General features: G+C 71.6%; 13 protein-coding genes. 9 read left to right on the forward strand and 4 right to left on the reverse strand.

Annotated features, from left to right (window positions below; all coding sequences use genetic code 11):
• The first annotated feature begins 168 nt into the window (after positions 1-168).
• The 5 genes from BGO15_RS04795 to BGO15_RS04815 are packed head-to-tail and all read left to right on the forward strand — an operon-like array spanning position 169 to position 3,489.
• Positions 169-729 (forward strand): alternate-type signal peptide domain-containing protein, encoded by a 561-nt coding sequence (locus BGO15_RS04795; protein WP_162237844.1) that lies wholly within the window; start codon positions 169-171, stop codon positions 727-729.
• 13 nt (positions 730-742) lie between these two features.
• Complete coding sequence (locus BGO15_RS04800; protein WP_056208111.1) at positions 743-1,300, forward strand: hypothetical protein; 558 nt, start codon at positions 743-745, stop codon at positions 1,298-1,300.
• A 19-nt stretch (positions 1,301-1,319) separates the two neighbouring features.
• The gene (locus BGO15_RS04805; RefSeq protein ID WP_056208114.1) at positions 1,320-2,213 is read left to right on the forward strand and encodes a hypothetical protein; all 894 of its coding nucleotides are present in this window, start codon (positions 1,320-1,322) and stop codon (positions 2,211-2,213) included.
• Positions 2,210-2,881 carry a hypothetical protein gene (locus BGO15_RS04810; protein WP_056208118.1) on the forward strand — a complete coding sequence of 224 codons (672 nt, stop codon included), beginning with the start codon at positions 2,210-2,212 and terminating at the stop codon, positions 2,879-2,881. The genes BGO15_RS04805 and BGO15_RS04810 overlap by 4 nt, the downstream gene beginning before the upstream one ends.
• A complete protein-coding gene (locus tag BGO15_RS04815; protein ID WP_056208121.1) occupies positions 2,878-3,489 on the forward strand; it encodes a signal peptidase I in 612 nt (203 codons plus the stop codon). The genes BGO15_RS04810 and BGO15_RS04815 overlap by 4 nt, the downstream gene beginning before the upstream one ends.
• Positions 3,490-3,565: 76 nt before the next feature.
• Here BGO15_RS04815 and BGO15_RS04820 read toward each other — a convergent pair whose 3' ends face one another.
• The 3 genes from BGO15_RS04820 to BGO15_RS04830 all read right to left on the reverse strand — a co-directional run bounded on the left by BGO15_RS04820 (position 3,566) and on the right by BGO15_RS04830 (position 7,757).
• The gene (locus tag BGO15_RS04820) at positions 3,566-5,134 is read right to left on the reverse strand and encodes a DEAD/DEAH box helicase (RefSeq protein ID WP_082483139.1); all 1,569 of its coding nucleotides are present in this window, start codon (positions 5,132-5,134) and stop codon (positions 3,566-3,568) included.
• Between the two features lie 252 nt (positions 5,135-5,386).
• On the reverse strand, positions 5,387-7,069 hold the full coding sequence (gene pgi, locus BGO15_RS04825) for a glucose-6-phosphate isomerase (RefSeq protein WP_156454728.1): 1,683 nt from the start codon (positions 7,067-7,069) through the stop codon (positions 5,387-5,389).
• Between the two features lie 52 nt (positions 7,070-7,121).
• Complete coding sequence (locus BGO15_RS04830) at positions 7,122-7,757, reverse strand: NADPH-dependent F420 reductase (protein WP_056208174.1); 636 nt, start codon at positions 7,755-7,757, stop codon at positions 7,122-7,124.
• Positions 7,758-7,811: 54 nt separating this feature from the next.
• Between BGO15_RS04830 and BGO15_RS04835 the strand changes: the two genes are divergently transcribed.
• The 4 genes from BGO15_RS04835 to BGO15_RS04850 all read left to right on the forward strand — a co-directional run bounded on the left by BGO15_RS04835 (position 7,812) and on the right by BGO15_RS04850 (position 12,848).
• A complete protein-coding gene (locus BGO15_RS04835) occupies positions 7,812-9,380 on the forward strand; it encodes a cation:proton antiporter (RefSeq protein WP_056519001.1) in 1,569 nt (522 codons plus the stop codon).
• 83 nt (positions 9,381-9,463) lie between these two features.
• Positions 9,464-10,399 carry a phosphotransferase family protein gene (locus BGO15_RS04840; protein WP_156454727.1) on the forward strand — a complete coding sequence of 312 codons (936 nt, stop codon included), beginning with the start codon at positions 9,464-9,466 and terminating at the stop codon, positions 10,397-10,399.
• 154 nt (positions 10,400-10,553) lie between these two features.
• Positions 10,554-11,969: an MFS transporter gene (locus tag BGO15_RS04845; protein ID WP_082483141.1), complete on the forward strand. Its 1,416-nt coding sequence runs from the start codon at positions 10,554-10,556 to the stop codon at positions 11,967-11,969.
• A gap of 18 nt (positions 11,970-11,987) precedes the next feature.
• Entirely contained in the window at positions 11,988-12,848 is an 861-nt protein-coding gene (locus BGO15_RS04850) for a Cof-type HAD-IIB family hydrolase (protein ID WP_056208131.1), read from the forward strand.
• 36 nt (positions 12,849-12,884) lie between these two features.
• Here the strand turns inward: BGO15_RS04850 and BGO15_RS04855 are convergent, their stop codons facing one another.
• Complete coding sequence (locus BGO15_RS04855; RefSeq protein ID WP_045245826.1) at positions 12,885-13,790, reverse strand: DMT family transporter; 906 nt, start codon at positions 13,788-13,790, stop codon at positions 12,885-12,887.
• Positions 13,791-13,826: the final 36 nt, after the last annotated feature.

The following is a 13,826-nucleotide window of genomic DNA, read 5'->3' on the forward strand; positions in this document are numbered from 1 at the left end:
GACGATAGAGCATACGGCGCACGAGGACGTGAGGCAATGGCCTGGCGTGACCCCGGAGGCGGCGGCGTAGAGTGCCGCCACGCACCTGGGGAGAGCGAGGGGGAATCGCTCGGGGTGCGGCACAGGGGGACGGTGGAGTCTCCCTGGCGATCTCATTGGGGAGACAACATGAACAAGGCAACAAAAGGCACGTTGGCGATCGCGTCGGGTGTCGTCCTGCTCTTCGGAGGCGGAGGATCGCTCGCGTACTGGAGCTCGCAGGCGACGGTCACGCCGGCGCAGGTCACGACCGGTCAGCTGACGATCGGCACGGCATCGTCGTCGGGTTGGTCGGTGGAGAAGTACCTCGGGTCCAGTTTCACGAGCGTCGACACGGCGAGCTACCTCGCCGTTCCGGGTGACACGCTGCAGTACGCGGCCACCTTCCCGGTGACGGCGGTCGGCACGAACCTGAAGGTCTCGGCAGCACTGACGGGCGGTGCCCTCACGTCGTCGAGCTCGGGCCTGCAGACCCTTCTCGGCGCGACGCCGACGTACACGGTCAAGGACCAATCGGGCACGACGATCACCCCGTCGGCCGGGTCGTACGCGATTCCGAACGGCACGACCTCGCTCAGCGTGACGACCACGATCTCCTGGCCGTTCGGATCGACCGGCGATCAGGTCGGCGTGAACTCGACGATCTCGCTGTCGCAGATCGGCCTGACCCTCACCCAGGTCGCTCCGTAACCAGCCGACGGTCATGCGCGGGAGCACCACGACCGCGGTGAGTGCGGCATCCCTGGTCCTCGGGGCTGTCGTGCTCGCCGTGGTCGTCGCGCCCGGCACCTACGGATCGTTCTCGTCCGCGACGAGCGTCAGCCCCGCCACGGTCACGACCGGAACGCCCTCGCTCGCGATCACCGCCGGAACGCCCGTGACCCCTGCCGGGGTGTATCCGGGCGGCCCGGCCGACCTCATCGCGGTGAGGACCGTCACCAACGGCGGCGCCGTCGGGCTGCGCCTCGGAGCCGCCGTCGCCCTCGCCGGGGCGTCGTCGTCGAATCTCGGCGGCAACGTCGTGGTGAGTTTCGCCACGCAGACCAGCGCGACCTGCGCGGCGACCCCACCGGCGTCGGGGCTGTGGACGTGGAGTCTCGCCGGCGGTCTCACCTCACCGACGACGGCGCCGACGCTGGCGTCAGGGGCGAGTGCCACCCTCTGCGTCTGGCAGTCGCTTCCGGTGACGGCCGCCAATGGAACCTTCGCCGCCAGCGCGTCGCCCACCCTCACCCTCACCGGCTCCCAGACATCGCCGTGACCGGACATCGAGCACCGCCATGACCCGCAGAACCGCCGCCATCGCCGCCCTCGCGGCGGCCTGTGCGTTCGCGGTGCTCGCACCGGCGGCCGCGTTCGCCTACTGGTCCGTCAGCGCGCAGACGACGGTCGCGGCATCGAGTCGCACCTTCGCGGTCACCGCTCCCGGCGCGACCGCGGTGTCGTTCTTCGGGCGCACCGGCTCCCAGTACGCCGCGGTGACCATGGCCAACTCGGGCACCACGCCGTGGGCGAGCGTCGCCGTCGCCACGGCGCCCGGAACGAACTCCCTCGGCAGCGGGGCCACCGCCACCGTGCAGATCACCTCGGCCGCGAGCGCCTCGACCTGCGCGACGGATGCCACCTACAGCGGCGTCGCCGCGCAGAACCTGCTCGCCGCGGCATCCGCGACCCTCTCGACGAACCTTCCGGCGCCGGGCGCCACCACCTACGCCTGCCTGAAGATCGTGGTCGCCGGTGTCGTCGCGAGCACCGCCAGCGGGGCCGCCCCGCCGAGCCCCGCAGCCGCCGCCACCCTGACCCTCACCCCCGCGCAGCAGAACTGGAGCACGTCGCAGTCGGCCCCGCTGACCGCGACGAGCACGGGGTGGATGTCGTGCCTGACCAACCCGGGCATCCTCAACGTCGCCGCACAGTCCGCCACCGTCACATACACCGCGCCGGTCTCGGGTACGTACACCTTCACGCTCGACACCGGTGCCACCTCGACAGCGACGGGTGTGCCCGCCGGAACCGCCACCCGCACGATCACCAACGCCCTCCTCGGCGGAAGCGCGGGCGACCACTACGTCACCGTGAGCTACACCGCTGGGAGTACCACGGTGTACGTCGGCATCGCTCATCTGACCTATGTGTCGGTGCTCGGGCTCGGCCTGGGGGTGCAGTGCACATGACCGGCTCCGTCGCGCTGCTCGCCGTGCTCACCGCGGCAGCGCTCCCGCTCGCGCCGGCGGCCGCGCCTGCCGTCGCGCGGGCCGCCACGGCGGCAGGCGAACCGGGGCTCTCCTTCAGCGCCGACGGCTCCACGTGGACATCCGGCCCGCTCGACATCGTGCCCGCGTCCTGGCGTCCTGTGCCGGGATCCGCCTTCGACGCCACGTTCTCGGTGCGCAACGACCGGAGCACCGCGGCATCCGTCGCCCTCTTCGCCACCGATGTGTCCTCGAGCTCGCGCGACCTGCTGCTCGCGACGAGCATCGCGGGAGGAGGGGACGCCCCGCAGCAGCTCGGTGAGGTCACCGGATGTCTCGCACTGGCGTCGGCGCGACTCGCACCGGGCGAGGTGATCCCGGTGACGCTCTCGCTCGCCGTCTCACCGGGATTGAGCACCGCGCAGAACACGGCGGTGTCGTTCGAGGTCGTCTCGACCGCGAGCGACGCGATGACGGCACCGCCGGCCTCGACCTGCCCCGTCGCGTCCGCACCCGCGCCGTCGGTGTCGGCACTGCCGCGCACGGGCTGGTTCGACGGCGACACGCTGCGCACCGTGCTGCTCGCCGGTCTCGGCGCACTGGGCGCGGGCGCCGTGCTCTCGGTGAGACGCAGGGAGCACCACAGATGACCGACACCCTCCCCGCCACCCGCCGCGCGGTGCGCCACCGATCCGGAGAGCGGGTCTCCGTGGTGCGGATGATCGCGGCGGGACTGTCCTGGGCTCCGCTGGTGATCGTCGCGTTGATCGCGATCGTCGTCATCGCCGTGCCGGCCGTGACGGGATCACGCGCCTACACGGTGCTCACCGGGTCGATGGTGCCGCTGTATCCCCCCGGCACCCTCGTCGTCGTTCGGCCCGTCGATCCGTCGACGCTGCGTACCGGTGACGTCGTCACGTATCAGCTCGAATCGGGCAAGCCCGCGGTCGTCACCCACCGCATCGTGGGAATCGGTGCGTCGGGCGACGGCGCCCCCCTGTTCCTCACCCGCGGCGACGCGAACAATGTCGACGACGCGAAGCCGGTGCTCGCCGCGCAGGTCGTGGGCAAGCTCTGGTACGCCGTGCCCTACATCGGATGGATCAACAACATCCTGGTCGGTGACTGGCGCATGTGGGTGATCCCGATCGTGGTCGGCGCGCTCCTCCTCTACGGCGTCGTGACGCTGATCTCCGCCCATCGTGATCGGCGTCGTGCCCGCGCCGCCGCCGATCGCGGCACCCGTCGAGTGCACTGAGACGGGATGCCGCGGCCCCGGGTCGGTCGGTCGGAGCGACAGACCCGGGGCCGCGAGACCTCGGTGCGGCGTCGCGTCAGGGGCGGCTGGCGCGACGGTGCCGGCGGGCGCCCGCAGGGCGTGCGGCCGTGCCCTCGGATGCCGCGGGCCGGCCGCCGTGCGGATGTGCGGCGCCGTTCGCGCCGCCGTGGCGGGCCTGTCCGGTCCCACCGTGGCCCTGCGCACGCTGTCCCTGCGTGGAACGCTGCCCCTGTGCCTGCCCCTGGCCGCCGCGCGCCGGGCGTCCCTCGCCGGAACGCGGCGTCGCGGCATACGCGCGACCGGCGCCGGACGTGCCGCCCGACGACCGGCGACCGCGCGATCCGCCCTGACCGGCGGCCGGCTGCGACCCACCCTGGGGCTTCGCCTTCTGCGGCTGGGTCTTCGGCTTCTGCGCGGCGGCGGCCGGAGCGGCGCTCGGTGCCACGCGCGCAGCCATCTCGCCGACGAGGTCGCGCACAGCGGGGGTGTCGGCATCCACGTTCTCGAACGGTGCGGTGATGGCGGCCTTGCGCAGCATGTCGGCCACGTCGCGCTTCTGCGACGCGAGCACGACGGTGACAACGGTGCCCTCGGCGCCGGCGCGCGCGGTGCGGCCCGAGCGGTGCAGGTAGGCCTTGTGCTCGAGCGGCGGGTCGACGTGCACGACCAGCTCGACCTCATCGACGTGCACGCCGCGGGCGGCGACGTCGGTCGCGACGAGCACGCGAACACCTCCGGCTGCGGGGTCGGCGCCGAAGGCTGCGAGGTTGCGCTCGCGGGCGCCCTGGCCGAGGTTGCCGTGCAGGTCGACCGCCGGGATGCCCCTGGCTGTCAGCTGGCGCGCAAGCTTCTTGGCCTGGTGCTTGGTGCGGGTGAAGAGGATGCGGCGCCCCACGCCGGACGCGAGGGTCTCGACGAGGCTCGCCTTGTGGTCGTCGGCGACGAGCAGCACGCGGTGGGTCATGGCGGCGGCGGGCACGCTGGACTCGTCGACCGAGTGACGCACCTCGTCGCGCAGGAACGAGCGCACGAGGCCGTCGACACCGCGGTCGAGGGTGGCGCTGAACAGCAGGCGCTGTCCACCGGCGGGCGTCGCCTTGAGGATGCGGGTGACGCCCGGCAGGAAGCCGAGGTCGGCCATGTGGTCGGCCTCGTCGAGCACAGTGATCTCGACGGTGTCGAGGGTCACGACACCCTGCTTCATGAGGTCTTCGAGTCGGCCCGGGCAGGCGACGACGATGTCGACGCCGGCACGCATGGCCTGCTCCTGCGGGCGCTGGCTGACGCCACCGAAGATCGTGGTGACGCGCAGACCCGCCGCCTCCGCGAGCGGGGTGATGGTCGCCGCGATCTGGGTGGCGAGCTCGCGGGTGGGGCAGAGCACGAGACCGCGCGGACGGCCGGGGCGGCGGGCTGCGGCCTTCGCCCCGCTGAGGCGGGCGACGAGGGGCAGCGAGAACGCGAGCGTCTTGCCACTGCCGGTGCGGCCGCGGCCGAGCACGTCGCGACCCGCGAGGGAGTCGGGCAGCGTGTCGCGCTGGATGGGGAAGGGCTCGGTGCGGCCGGTGGCCTCGAGCACGGAGACGAGCGGCGCGGGCACGCCGAGAGACAGGAACGAAGACATGGGGGACTTTCGGGATGAGGGCGCGCTCACGAAGACATGTGCACGCGGGGAGGGCGCGGGTGCGTGATCGCACCTCGGGTCGCCGCTCGAGAAGAACCGCGACGGGGAAGTCGGGGAGCGTGTCAGCGACGCAGGCGCCGAAGCGCCGTCATCGACGTTATCACGGGTGCGGTGGGTGTCTGCCGGGCGGGAGCGCGAACGACGACGGGCGCCGACCCGGGGGATCCCGGTCGGCGCCCGTCGTCGTGGTCGTCAGGAGCGGTGCGCGCGGTAGTACGCGAGCAGGCTCCGGGTCGAGGCATCCTGCGCGGCGAAGGCCGCCTCGTCGCCCTCGATCGCGGGCGCGATCTGCAGGGCGAGCTGCTTGCCGAGCTCGACGCCCCACTGGTCGAAGGAGTTGATGCCCCAGATCGTGCCCTGCGTGAACGTGATGTGCTCGTAGAGCGCGATCAGCTGGCCGAGCACCGACGGGGTGAGCGCCGGGGCGAAGATCGAGGTCGTCGGGCGGTTGCCCGAGAACGTGCGGGCGGCCACCAGCGGGCCCGTCGTGCCCTCCGCCTCGACCTCGGCGGCCGTCTTCCCGAACGCGAGCGCCTTGGTCTGGGCGAGGAAGTTCGCGAGGAACAGCCCGTGCACGTCGCGGTCGCCGTCGACGAGCGGGAAGGCCGGGTTCGCGAACGCGATGAAGTCCGCAGGGATCACCCGGGTGCCCTGGTGGATGAGCTGGTAGAACGCGTGCTGCCCGTTCGTGCCGGGCTCGCCCCAGAACACCTCGCCGGTGTCGGTCGTGACGGGCGTGCCGTCCCAGCGCACCGACTTGCCGTTGGACTCCATCGTGAGCTGCTGCAGGTACGCCGGGAAGCGGTGCAGCAGCTGCGAATAGGGCAGCACCGCGTGGGACTGGGCGCCCAGGAAGTTGACGTACCAGACGTTCAACAGGCCGAGCAGCACCGGCACGTTCTGGGCGAGCGGGGTCGTCGCGACGTGCGTGTCGACCGCGTGGAAGCCGGCGAGGAACTCGTCGAACACGTCGGGGCCGAGCGAGATGGCGAGCGACGTGCCGATGGCCGAGTCGACCGAGTAGCGGCCGCCCACCCAGTCCCAGAATCCGAACGCGTTGTCGGTGTCGATGCCGAAGGCCGCCACCTTGTCGAGCGCCGTCGAGACCGCGATGAAGTGGTGTGCGACCGCGTTCGTGCGGGATGCCTCGTCGTTGCCGATCGCCCCCTGCTCGGCGAGCTTCGCCCACAGCCAGTCGCGCGCGAGACGCGCGTTGGTCAGGGTCTCCAGCGTCGTGAAGGTCTTCGACGCGACGATGAACAGCGTGGTCTCGGGGTCGAGATCGGCGGTCTTCTGGGCGATGTCGGTCGGGTCGATGTTCGACACGAACCGGGCCTCGATGCCGGCGTCGGCGTAGGGCTTGAGGGCCTCGAACACCATGACGGGACCCAGGTCGGATCCGCCGATGCCGATGTTCACGACCGTCGCGACCCGCTTGCCGGTGACGCCCGCGAACTCTCCCGAGCGCACCCGCTCGGCGAACGCGCGGATACGGCCGAGCACCTCGTGCACGTCGGTGTCGATGTGCTGTCCGTCGACGACCAGCGCGGGGCTCGCGCCCGCCGGGCGACGCAGCGCCGTGTGCAGCACCGCCCGGTCCTCGGTGGTGTTGATGTGCGCGCCCGACAGCATCTCGGCGTAGCGCGCGGCGACCCCGGTCTGCTCGGCCAGGCGCACGAGCGAGGCGAGGATCTCGTCGGTGATGAGGTTCTTCGACAGGTCGACATGCAGGTCGGCCAGCGGGAAGCTGAGGCGCTCCGCGCGGTCGGCGTCCGCGGCGAACCAGCCGCGCAGATCGGGGTGGAACGAGGAGTGTGCGGCGGCCAGCTCAGCCCAGGCGGGCGTGGTGGTCGCGTCGATGGGGGCGGTCACGATGAGACTCTACCGATGACGGATGCCGCGGGCCGCGGCATCCGTCGGTCGGTTCTCAGCGCTCGGCCGCCGCGAGGTTCGCGACGAGCTCGTCGGCGTTCTGCCGAACGACGTACGCCGGACGGTCGCGCTCGACGCGCCAGCTCTCGGCGAGAGGGCCGGCGCTGACGGTGTCGAAGCCGAACTCGTCGTAGAGGGCCGTGATGAAGGCGACGGCCTCGTCGGAGTCGCTCGCGGTCGCGAGGGCGCGCCGGTCGGGGGTTCCGGCCGGGGTGCCGTCGGTGAGGATCTGCGTCGACATGATGTGGTTGAAGCCCTTCACCACGGTCGAGGTGGGAAGGTGCTCCTGCAGCATCTGCGACGTGGTGGTGAGGTTCTCGTCGAGGGCGGCGATGTGGCCGTCGCGTTCGAAGTAGTAGTTGTTCGTGTCGACCACGATCTTGCCCGCGAGCGGGGCGACCGGCACCTGGTCGAGGGCCTTGAGCGGCACCGTCACGATGGCCCAGTCGCCGGCGGCCGCGGCCTCTTCGGCTGTCGCGGCGCGGGCGGTCGGGCCGAGGTCGGCCACGAGGTCGGCGAGGGTCTCGGGCCCGCGCGAGTTGGCGATCACCACGTCGTAGCCGCGGTCCACGAGGCCGCGGGCGAGGGTCGATCCGATGTGTCCTGCTCCGATGATTCCGACTGTCGTCATGCTCGCCACAGCGCTCCGCGCCGCGCCGGTATTCCCGCGCGACATACTGGGCGCATGGATCCGGTCGCCACCATCGCCTGGGTGGTGGCGTTCGTGCTCGTCACGGTCATCGTCACCGGCCTGGTCGGTCGCATCGGCTTCTCCGCACCGGTGGCGCTCGTGGTCGTCGGCGGCATCGCGTCGTTCGTGCCGTGGGTGCCGCGGGTGAGCGTCGAACCCGATCTGATCCTCTTCGGCATCCTCCCGCCGCTGCTGTTCGCGGCCGCGCTGAAGACCTCGCTCATCGACATCCGCGCCCGCAACGACAGCATCCTGCTGCTCTCGGTCGGCCTCGTCGCCTTCACGGTCGTGGTCGTCGGAGTCTCGACGTGGGCGGTGCTGCCCGCCGTGGGCCTCGCCGCCGCCTTCGCGTTCGCCGCTGTCGTCGCCCCGACCGACGCGGTCGCGGTCACGGCGATCGCGGGCAAAGTGGGCCTGCCGCGACGGGTGGTGACGATCCTGGAGGGCGAGAGCCTGCTCAACGACGCGACCGCGCTCGTCGCGCTGAACGCGGCGATCGCGGCGATCGTGAGCGTCGTCAACCCGGGCACGGTGGCGCTCGACTTCGTGCTCGCCGTCGGCGTAGGGGTGGCGGTCGGGGTCGGCGCGGGCGCGCTGCTCACCGTGGTGCGCCGGCCGCTGCGCTCGCCCGTGCTCGACACCACCCTCATGCTCGCGGTGCCGTTCGCGGTGTTCCTCATCGCGGACGAGCTGCATGGCTCCGGGGTGATCGCGGTGGTGATCACCGGGCTGTACGTGGGCTTCCGCTCGCCCGGGGTCATCCGCGCCGAGTCCCGCGTCGCCGCGCAGCTCGTGTGGCGCACCATCCAGTTCCTGCTGGAGAACGCGGTGTTCCTGTTCATCGGCCTGAACCTGGCCGGGATCCTCGAGGGCGCCGTGCGCACCGGACCGGGCCTGTGGCCGACGGTCGGCATCGTGGCCGCGATCCTCGCGGCCCTCATCCTCTCCCGCTTCGTGTGGGTGATGATCACGACGTTCGTCTACCGGTTCGGTCCGCGGGTGCTGCGCGACCGCAGTTGGGACGTGCGCAACGGGATCGCCGTGGCATCCGCCAGCGTGCGCGGCGTCGTGACGCTCGCCGCCGTGTTCCTGCTGCCCGAGCAGACGCCGATGCGGGAGTACCTGCAGTTCCTCGCGTTCGTCGTGGTCGTCGCGAGCCTGATCGGGGGTCTCGCGCTGCCCCGCATCGTGCGGGCGCTGCACCTGCCGGCGCGCAACGACCTGCAGGAGCACACCGAGGTGAAGCTGCTGATGGCAGAGGCGCGGCAGGCGGGGCTGCGTCGCCTGGACGAGACCGTCACCCCCGACGACGAGCCGCGCGTGGTCGAGCTGCTGCGCGCCGACGCGGCGTTCCTCGGCGAGACGCTCGATGCCGGGGCGGATGCCGCGTGGCCCCAGCTGCAGTCCATGCATCGTCTGCGCCGCGCGATGATCCAGGCGCAGCGCGAAGCGGTTCTCGTCGCGCGCCGCGAGCGCCGGTTCCAGGAGGTCGCGGTGCTCGCGGCGCTGCGCGCCATCGACGCGGAGGAGACGTCGCTGCGGGCACAGGAGGCCGAGCCCTAGTCCTCGGCGCGCGCGGGGCGGCGTCGGTGGCGGGTCATCGAGACCCCTGTCGTCTGCGGATGCCGTCGACTACCGTCGGTCGCGTGCCGCTCTCCGCCGATCTGGTCGCCCGCCTCGCGCGCGACCACGACCTCGGCGTGGTGACCGGGGTCGTTCCGCTCGGCGGGTCGCAGAACGCGGTCGTGCTCGTGCGCACCGACCGCGGCGAGCACGTGGTGCGGGTCGGTGCCGTGCACGACCTGCGCCGTGAGCGCTACTTCGCCCGGGTCGTGCACGAGCGTGCCCGCACGCTCGCCTCGCCGTGGCCCTTCGTCGTCGACGAGACCCTCGGCGCGGCCGTGATGCCGAGGCTCCCCGGAGCGGCGCTCCGGCCCGGTCGTGCCGGGAGAGGCGATCGGGTCGGCGCGGCGTTCGGTCGTGCCGTCGCGGAGCTCCACGACATCAGATTCAGCGCGGCAGGCGAATGGGATGCGGCCGTCGACGACCTTCGACCGGACGACCGGACGGCCGCCGAGGCGTTCCTCGCGCGCGTGCGGCAGCACGCCCTCGCCGCCTCCCTGGCACCCGACGACCGCGCCTTCGTCGACGCGGCGGTCGAGCCCGCCGCCGCCGCGATCGGCGACATCGTGCCGACGTACGTGCACGGCGACCTCGGCCTCGGCAATCTGCTCGCCGACCGCGCACCCGACGGACTCCGATTCACGGGCGTGCTCGACCTCGGCGGCGGGCGCGCGGGCGACCCCGACGAGGACATCGCCGTGGCGATCTGGTGGCCGCTGTACGCGAACGACGACGCGCTCGCGACGTCGTTCCTGCGCGCATATCGATCCCGTCAGGCGGCCCGAGCCCACGAGGCACTCCGTATGCGCGGTTACCTCGCCCTCAGCCTGCTGCGCACCTGGGAGACGGGGCGACGCGACGGGCGGGACTGGTTCGGCGGCGCAACCCTCTTCGAGACCTGGGCGTCGCCCCTCCTCGAGCGGGGAGCACGCGTGGTCGACGAGGTCGCGCGCGGTTGATGTCGGTCCGCGTCGCCCGACGGCGGTGCAGGCGGCGTCGAGGCGGGCACCCGCGGGGCGGAGGGCCCGTCCGGGTATCGGATGTCGCAGGCGCGCGGCATGATGGGCCGCAGCACGTCTCCCCGAGGCATCCCCCCGACGATCGGAGAAACGCATGGGCACCGCTCTCGCGCCTGTCGGCCCCGACGCTCGTCGCGCGCTGCGCAGCTTTCACCAGGTCGTGCTCAACACCCTCGTCGCGAACGTCACGAGCAGCTACCTCTGGTATGCGCTCACGTTCTGGGCCTACCTCGAGACCCGCAACGTGCTGGCGACGTCGATCATCGGCGGCAGCTACATGCTGCTCGTCGCCCTGCTCGGTGTCGTGTTCGGCGCGCTCGTCGATCACATGAGGAAGAAGGCGGTCATGGTGCTCTCGAGCCTCGTGACCCTGATCGCCTACCTCTGCGCCGGCGCGGTCTACCTCGCGGTGCCCGAACGCGCGCTCATCGACTGGGGCGGGCCGTGGTTCTGGGTGTTCGCCGGCGTCATCCTCATCGGCGGGGTCGTCGAGAACCTGCGCAACATCGCGCTCTCGACGACGGTCACCTTACTCGTGCCGCCCGATCGCCGAGACCGCGCCAATGGACTCGTCGGCACCGTGCAGGGGGTCACCTTCCTGGTGACGAGCGTCTTCTCGGGGCTGTCCGTCGGCTTCCTCGGAATGGGCGGCACGACGTTCGTCGGCATCGGGCTCACCGCCGTCTCGTTCGCGCATCTGATGGCCGTGCGCATCCCCGAACGCGAGATCGCGAAGGTCGAGGGCGGCGGGTCGGGCTTCACGATGCGTGGGGTCATCCCGGCGATCCGCGCGGTGCCGGGGCTGTTCGCCCTGCTGCTCTTCTCGACCTTCAACAATCTCGTCGGCGGCGTCTTCATGTCCCTCATGGACCCGTACGGGCTGGAGCTGTTCAGCGTGCAGATCTGGGGCATCGTCCTCGGCGTCACGAGTGTCGGCTTCATCGCCGGCGGCGCTGTGGTGGCACGGTTCGGGCTGGGGCGCAATCCGATCCGCACGATGCTGCTCGCCAATCTCGCGGTCGCGGGCGTCGGACTCACCTTCACGCTGCGCGAGTGGTGGTGGCTCTACGTCGTCGGCATGTTCGCCTTCATGATGCTCATGCCGATGGTCGAGGCAGCCGAGCAGACGGTCATCCAGCGGGTCGTGCCCTATCGCGCCCAGGGGCGTGTCTTCGGGTTCGCGACGAGCATCGAGACCGCTGCCGCACCGGTGACAGCCTTTCTCATCGGACCCGTCGCGCAGTACGCGCTGATCCCGTACATGGGATCTGACGCGGGCCGCGACACGTTCGGGTGGCTCCTCGGTGACGGCAGCGCGCGCGGCATCGCGCTGGCGTTCGTCGGGGCGAGCATCGCGATGCTCGTCATCGTGCTCATCGCCTTCGTCTCGCGCCCCTATCGACGGCTGTCCCGCGCCTACGCCGAGACGCCGCCTCCGCCGGCCGCCGCGGACGCCACGGAGGAGGGGGATCGTCCGGGGCACTCCGTCCGGAGCCGAACGGCAGCGTGAGCGCGGGAGAATAGCCGTGTGACCCCCGACGCCGCCGCCCCGCCGACCGCACTCACTCCCGCCGACGCGCTCCCGTCGATCGACCTTCGCCTGATCGCGGTCGACATGGACGGCACGCTGCTCGACGCGAACGGAGCCGTGCCCGACGACCTGTGGCCGCTGCTCGACGACCTCCACGATCGGGGCATCGCGTTCGCTCCGGCGAGTGGCCGCCAGTATGCGACGCTTCGCCGCGACTTCGACAGCCACGCCGACGGCATGGTCTTCATCGCCGAGAACGGCGCCCTGGTCATGCGTGACGGCGTCGAGCTCAGCGCCGACCTGCTCGAGCGCGACATCGTCGCCGAGGTCGTGAGACTCGTGCGGACGATCGACGCCGACGCGGGGCTTGTGCTGTGCGGCAAGCGCGGCGCCTACATCGAACGATCGGATGCCGCGTTCCGCACCGAGGCACACCGGTACTACGCGGCGCTCGAGGTCGTCGACGACCTGCTTGCCGTCGACGATGAGATCGTGAAGCTCGCGGTGTTCGACTTCGCGGGGGCCGACGCATCCGCGTTTCCGGCGCTCGCGCACCTGCGGGCCACCCATCAGGTGGTCGTCTCGGGGGAGTGCTGGGTCGACGTGCTCAACGTCGATGTCAACAAGGGGCACGCGCTCACCCGCCTGCAGCAGGCGCTCGGGGTCACGGCTGAGCAGACGGTCGCGTTCGGCGACTACCTCAACGACCTCGAGCTGATGGATGCCGCGGCCCACTCCTTCGCGATGGCCAACGCCCACCCCGACATCGTGGCGCGAGCCCGCTACGTCGCGCCGTCGAACCGTGATCACGGCGTCATCACGGTGCTGCGGAGCATCCTCGATCGTCTGGGCGCCTGAGGCCGCGGATCAGCGTGAGCTCGCTCGAATCGTGACTCACGCGCGCGGGCTGAGTCCCGGCTCGGTCGGCTCGACGTCGGGCTGCGAGAGCGTCGCGACGATCACGCCGACGAGGGCCAGTACGCCGCCGAACACCTTGATCGGGTCGGGAGTCTCGCCCAGCGCGATCGCGAACGCGTAGCCCAGCGCAGGGATCGCGGCGGTCGCGGCACCGGAGATGACGGCCGGGAGGCGCTCGGCGCCGTAGTTGAACAGCACGAGTGTCGGAGCGGTCACCACGAGCGCGAGGATGAAGATGCTGACGACCCCGCGCAGGTCCGTCGGGATCGCGAACGTGCCGGTGACGCCCTCCCAGCCGAGCCAGGGCAGCATGAGCACGGTGCCCCAGATACCGGTCGCCGTGGCGAGCACGACCGGGTCGGGTGCTTCCTCGCGCGCGGCGTAGCGACGCAGCAGCACGGTGTAGATCGCGTACGCGCTGATGCCGATGACGTAGAGCACGGCGCCGAGGTCGACCCGGAATCCCGACGCCGCGACGAGCGCCACGCCGCCGGTGGCGAGCGTGAGGCCGATGACCGTCGCGACCGTCAGGCGCTCGCGCAGCATGATGACCGCGGCGATCGCGGTGAGCACGGGCAGCAAAGCCGAGACGAGCGCCTCGGTGCCGGGGGTCGTGAACAGCAGGCCGATGTTGGCGAGCGAGTAGTAGATGGTCACGCCGGTGAGTCCGAGCAGGATGCTGCGGGGGTCCGCCAGGGTGCGCCAGAAGTGGCGGCGGCGCATCGCGAGCGGCACGAGCACGACCAGGGCGATCGCGAACCGGCCGACCGACAGCACCGCGGGGGAGCCGGTCTCGAGGGCCCACGCCGAGATGACATAGGCGACCGACCAGAGCACCACCGCCAGGCCGATCGCGCCGAGCGGGAGCCAGGTGCGCCTCACGCGCCGACCGGGACGAGCGCGGGAGCCATGCGCTCA

Origin of the sequence: Microbacterium sp. 71-23, assembly GCF_001897265.1 — a bacterium.
Taxonomy (GTDB): Bacteria; Actinomycetota; Actinomycetes; order Actinomycetales; family Microbacteriaceae; genus Microbacterium; species Microbacterium ginsengisoli.

Bases quoted from the DNA above. Each gene is read 5' to 3' on its own strand.
- BGO15_RS04795 (WP_162237844.1), top strand. From the start codon at position 169: ATGAACAAGGCAACAAAAGGCACGTTGGCGATCGCGTCGGGTGTCGTC.
- BGO15_RS04800 (WP_056208111.1), top strand. From the start codon at position 743: ATGCGCGGGAGCACCACGACCGCGGTGAGTGCGGCATCCCTGGTCCTC.
- BGO15_RS04805 (WP_056208114.1), top strand. From the start codon at position 1,320: ATGACCCGCAGAACCGCCGCCATCGCCGCCCTCGCGGCGGCCTGTGCG.
- BGO15_RS04810 (WP_056208118.1), top strand. From the start codon at position 2,210: ATGACCGGCTCCGTCGCGCTGCTCGCCGTGCTCACCGCGGCAGCGCTC.
- BGO15_RS04815 (WP_056208121.1), top strand. From the start codon at position 2,878: ATGACCGACACCCTCCCCGCCACCCGCCGCGCGGTGCGCCACCGATCC.
- BGO15_RS04820 (WP_082483139.1), bottom strand. From the start codon at position 5,134: ATGTCTTCGTTCCTGTCTCTCGGCGTGCCCGCGCCGCTCGTCTCCGTG.
- BGO15_RS04830 (WP_056208174.1), bottom strand. From the start codon at position 7,757: ATGACGACAGTCGGAATCATCGGAGCAGGACACATCGGATCGACCCTC.
- BGO15_RS04835 (WP_056519001.1), top strand. From the start codon at position 7,812: ATGGATCCGGTCGCCACCATCGCCTGGGTGGTGGCGTTCGTGCTCGTC.
- BGO15_RS04845 (WP_082483141.1), top strand. From the start codon at position 10,554: ATGGGCACCGCTCTCGCGCCTGTCGGCCCCGACGCTCGTCGCGCGCTG.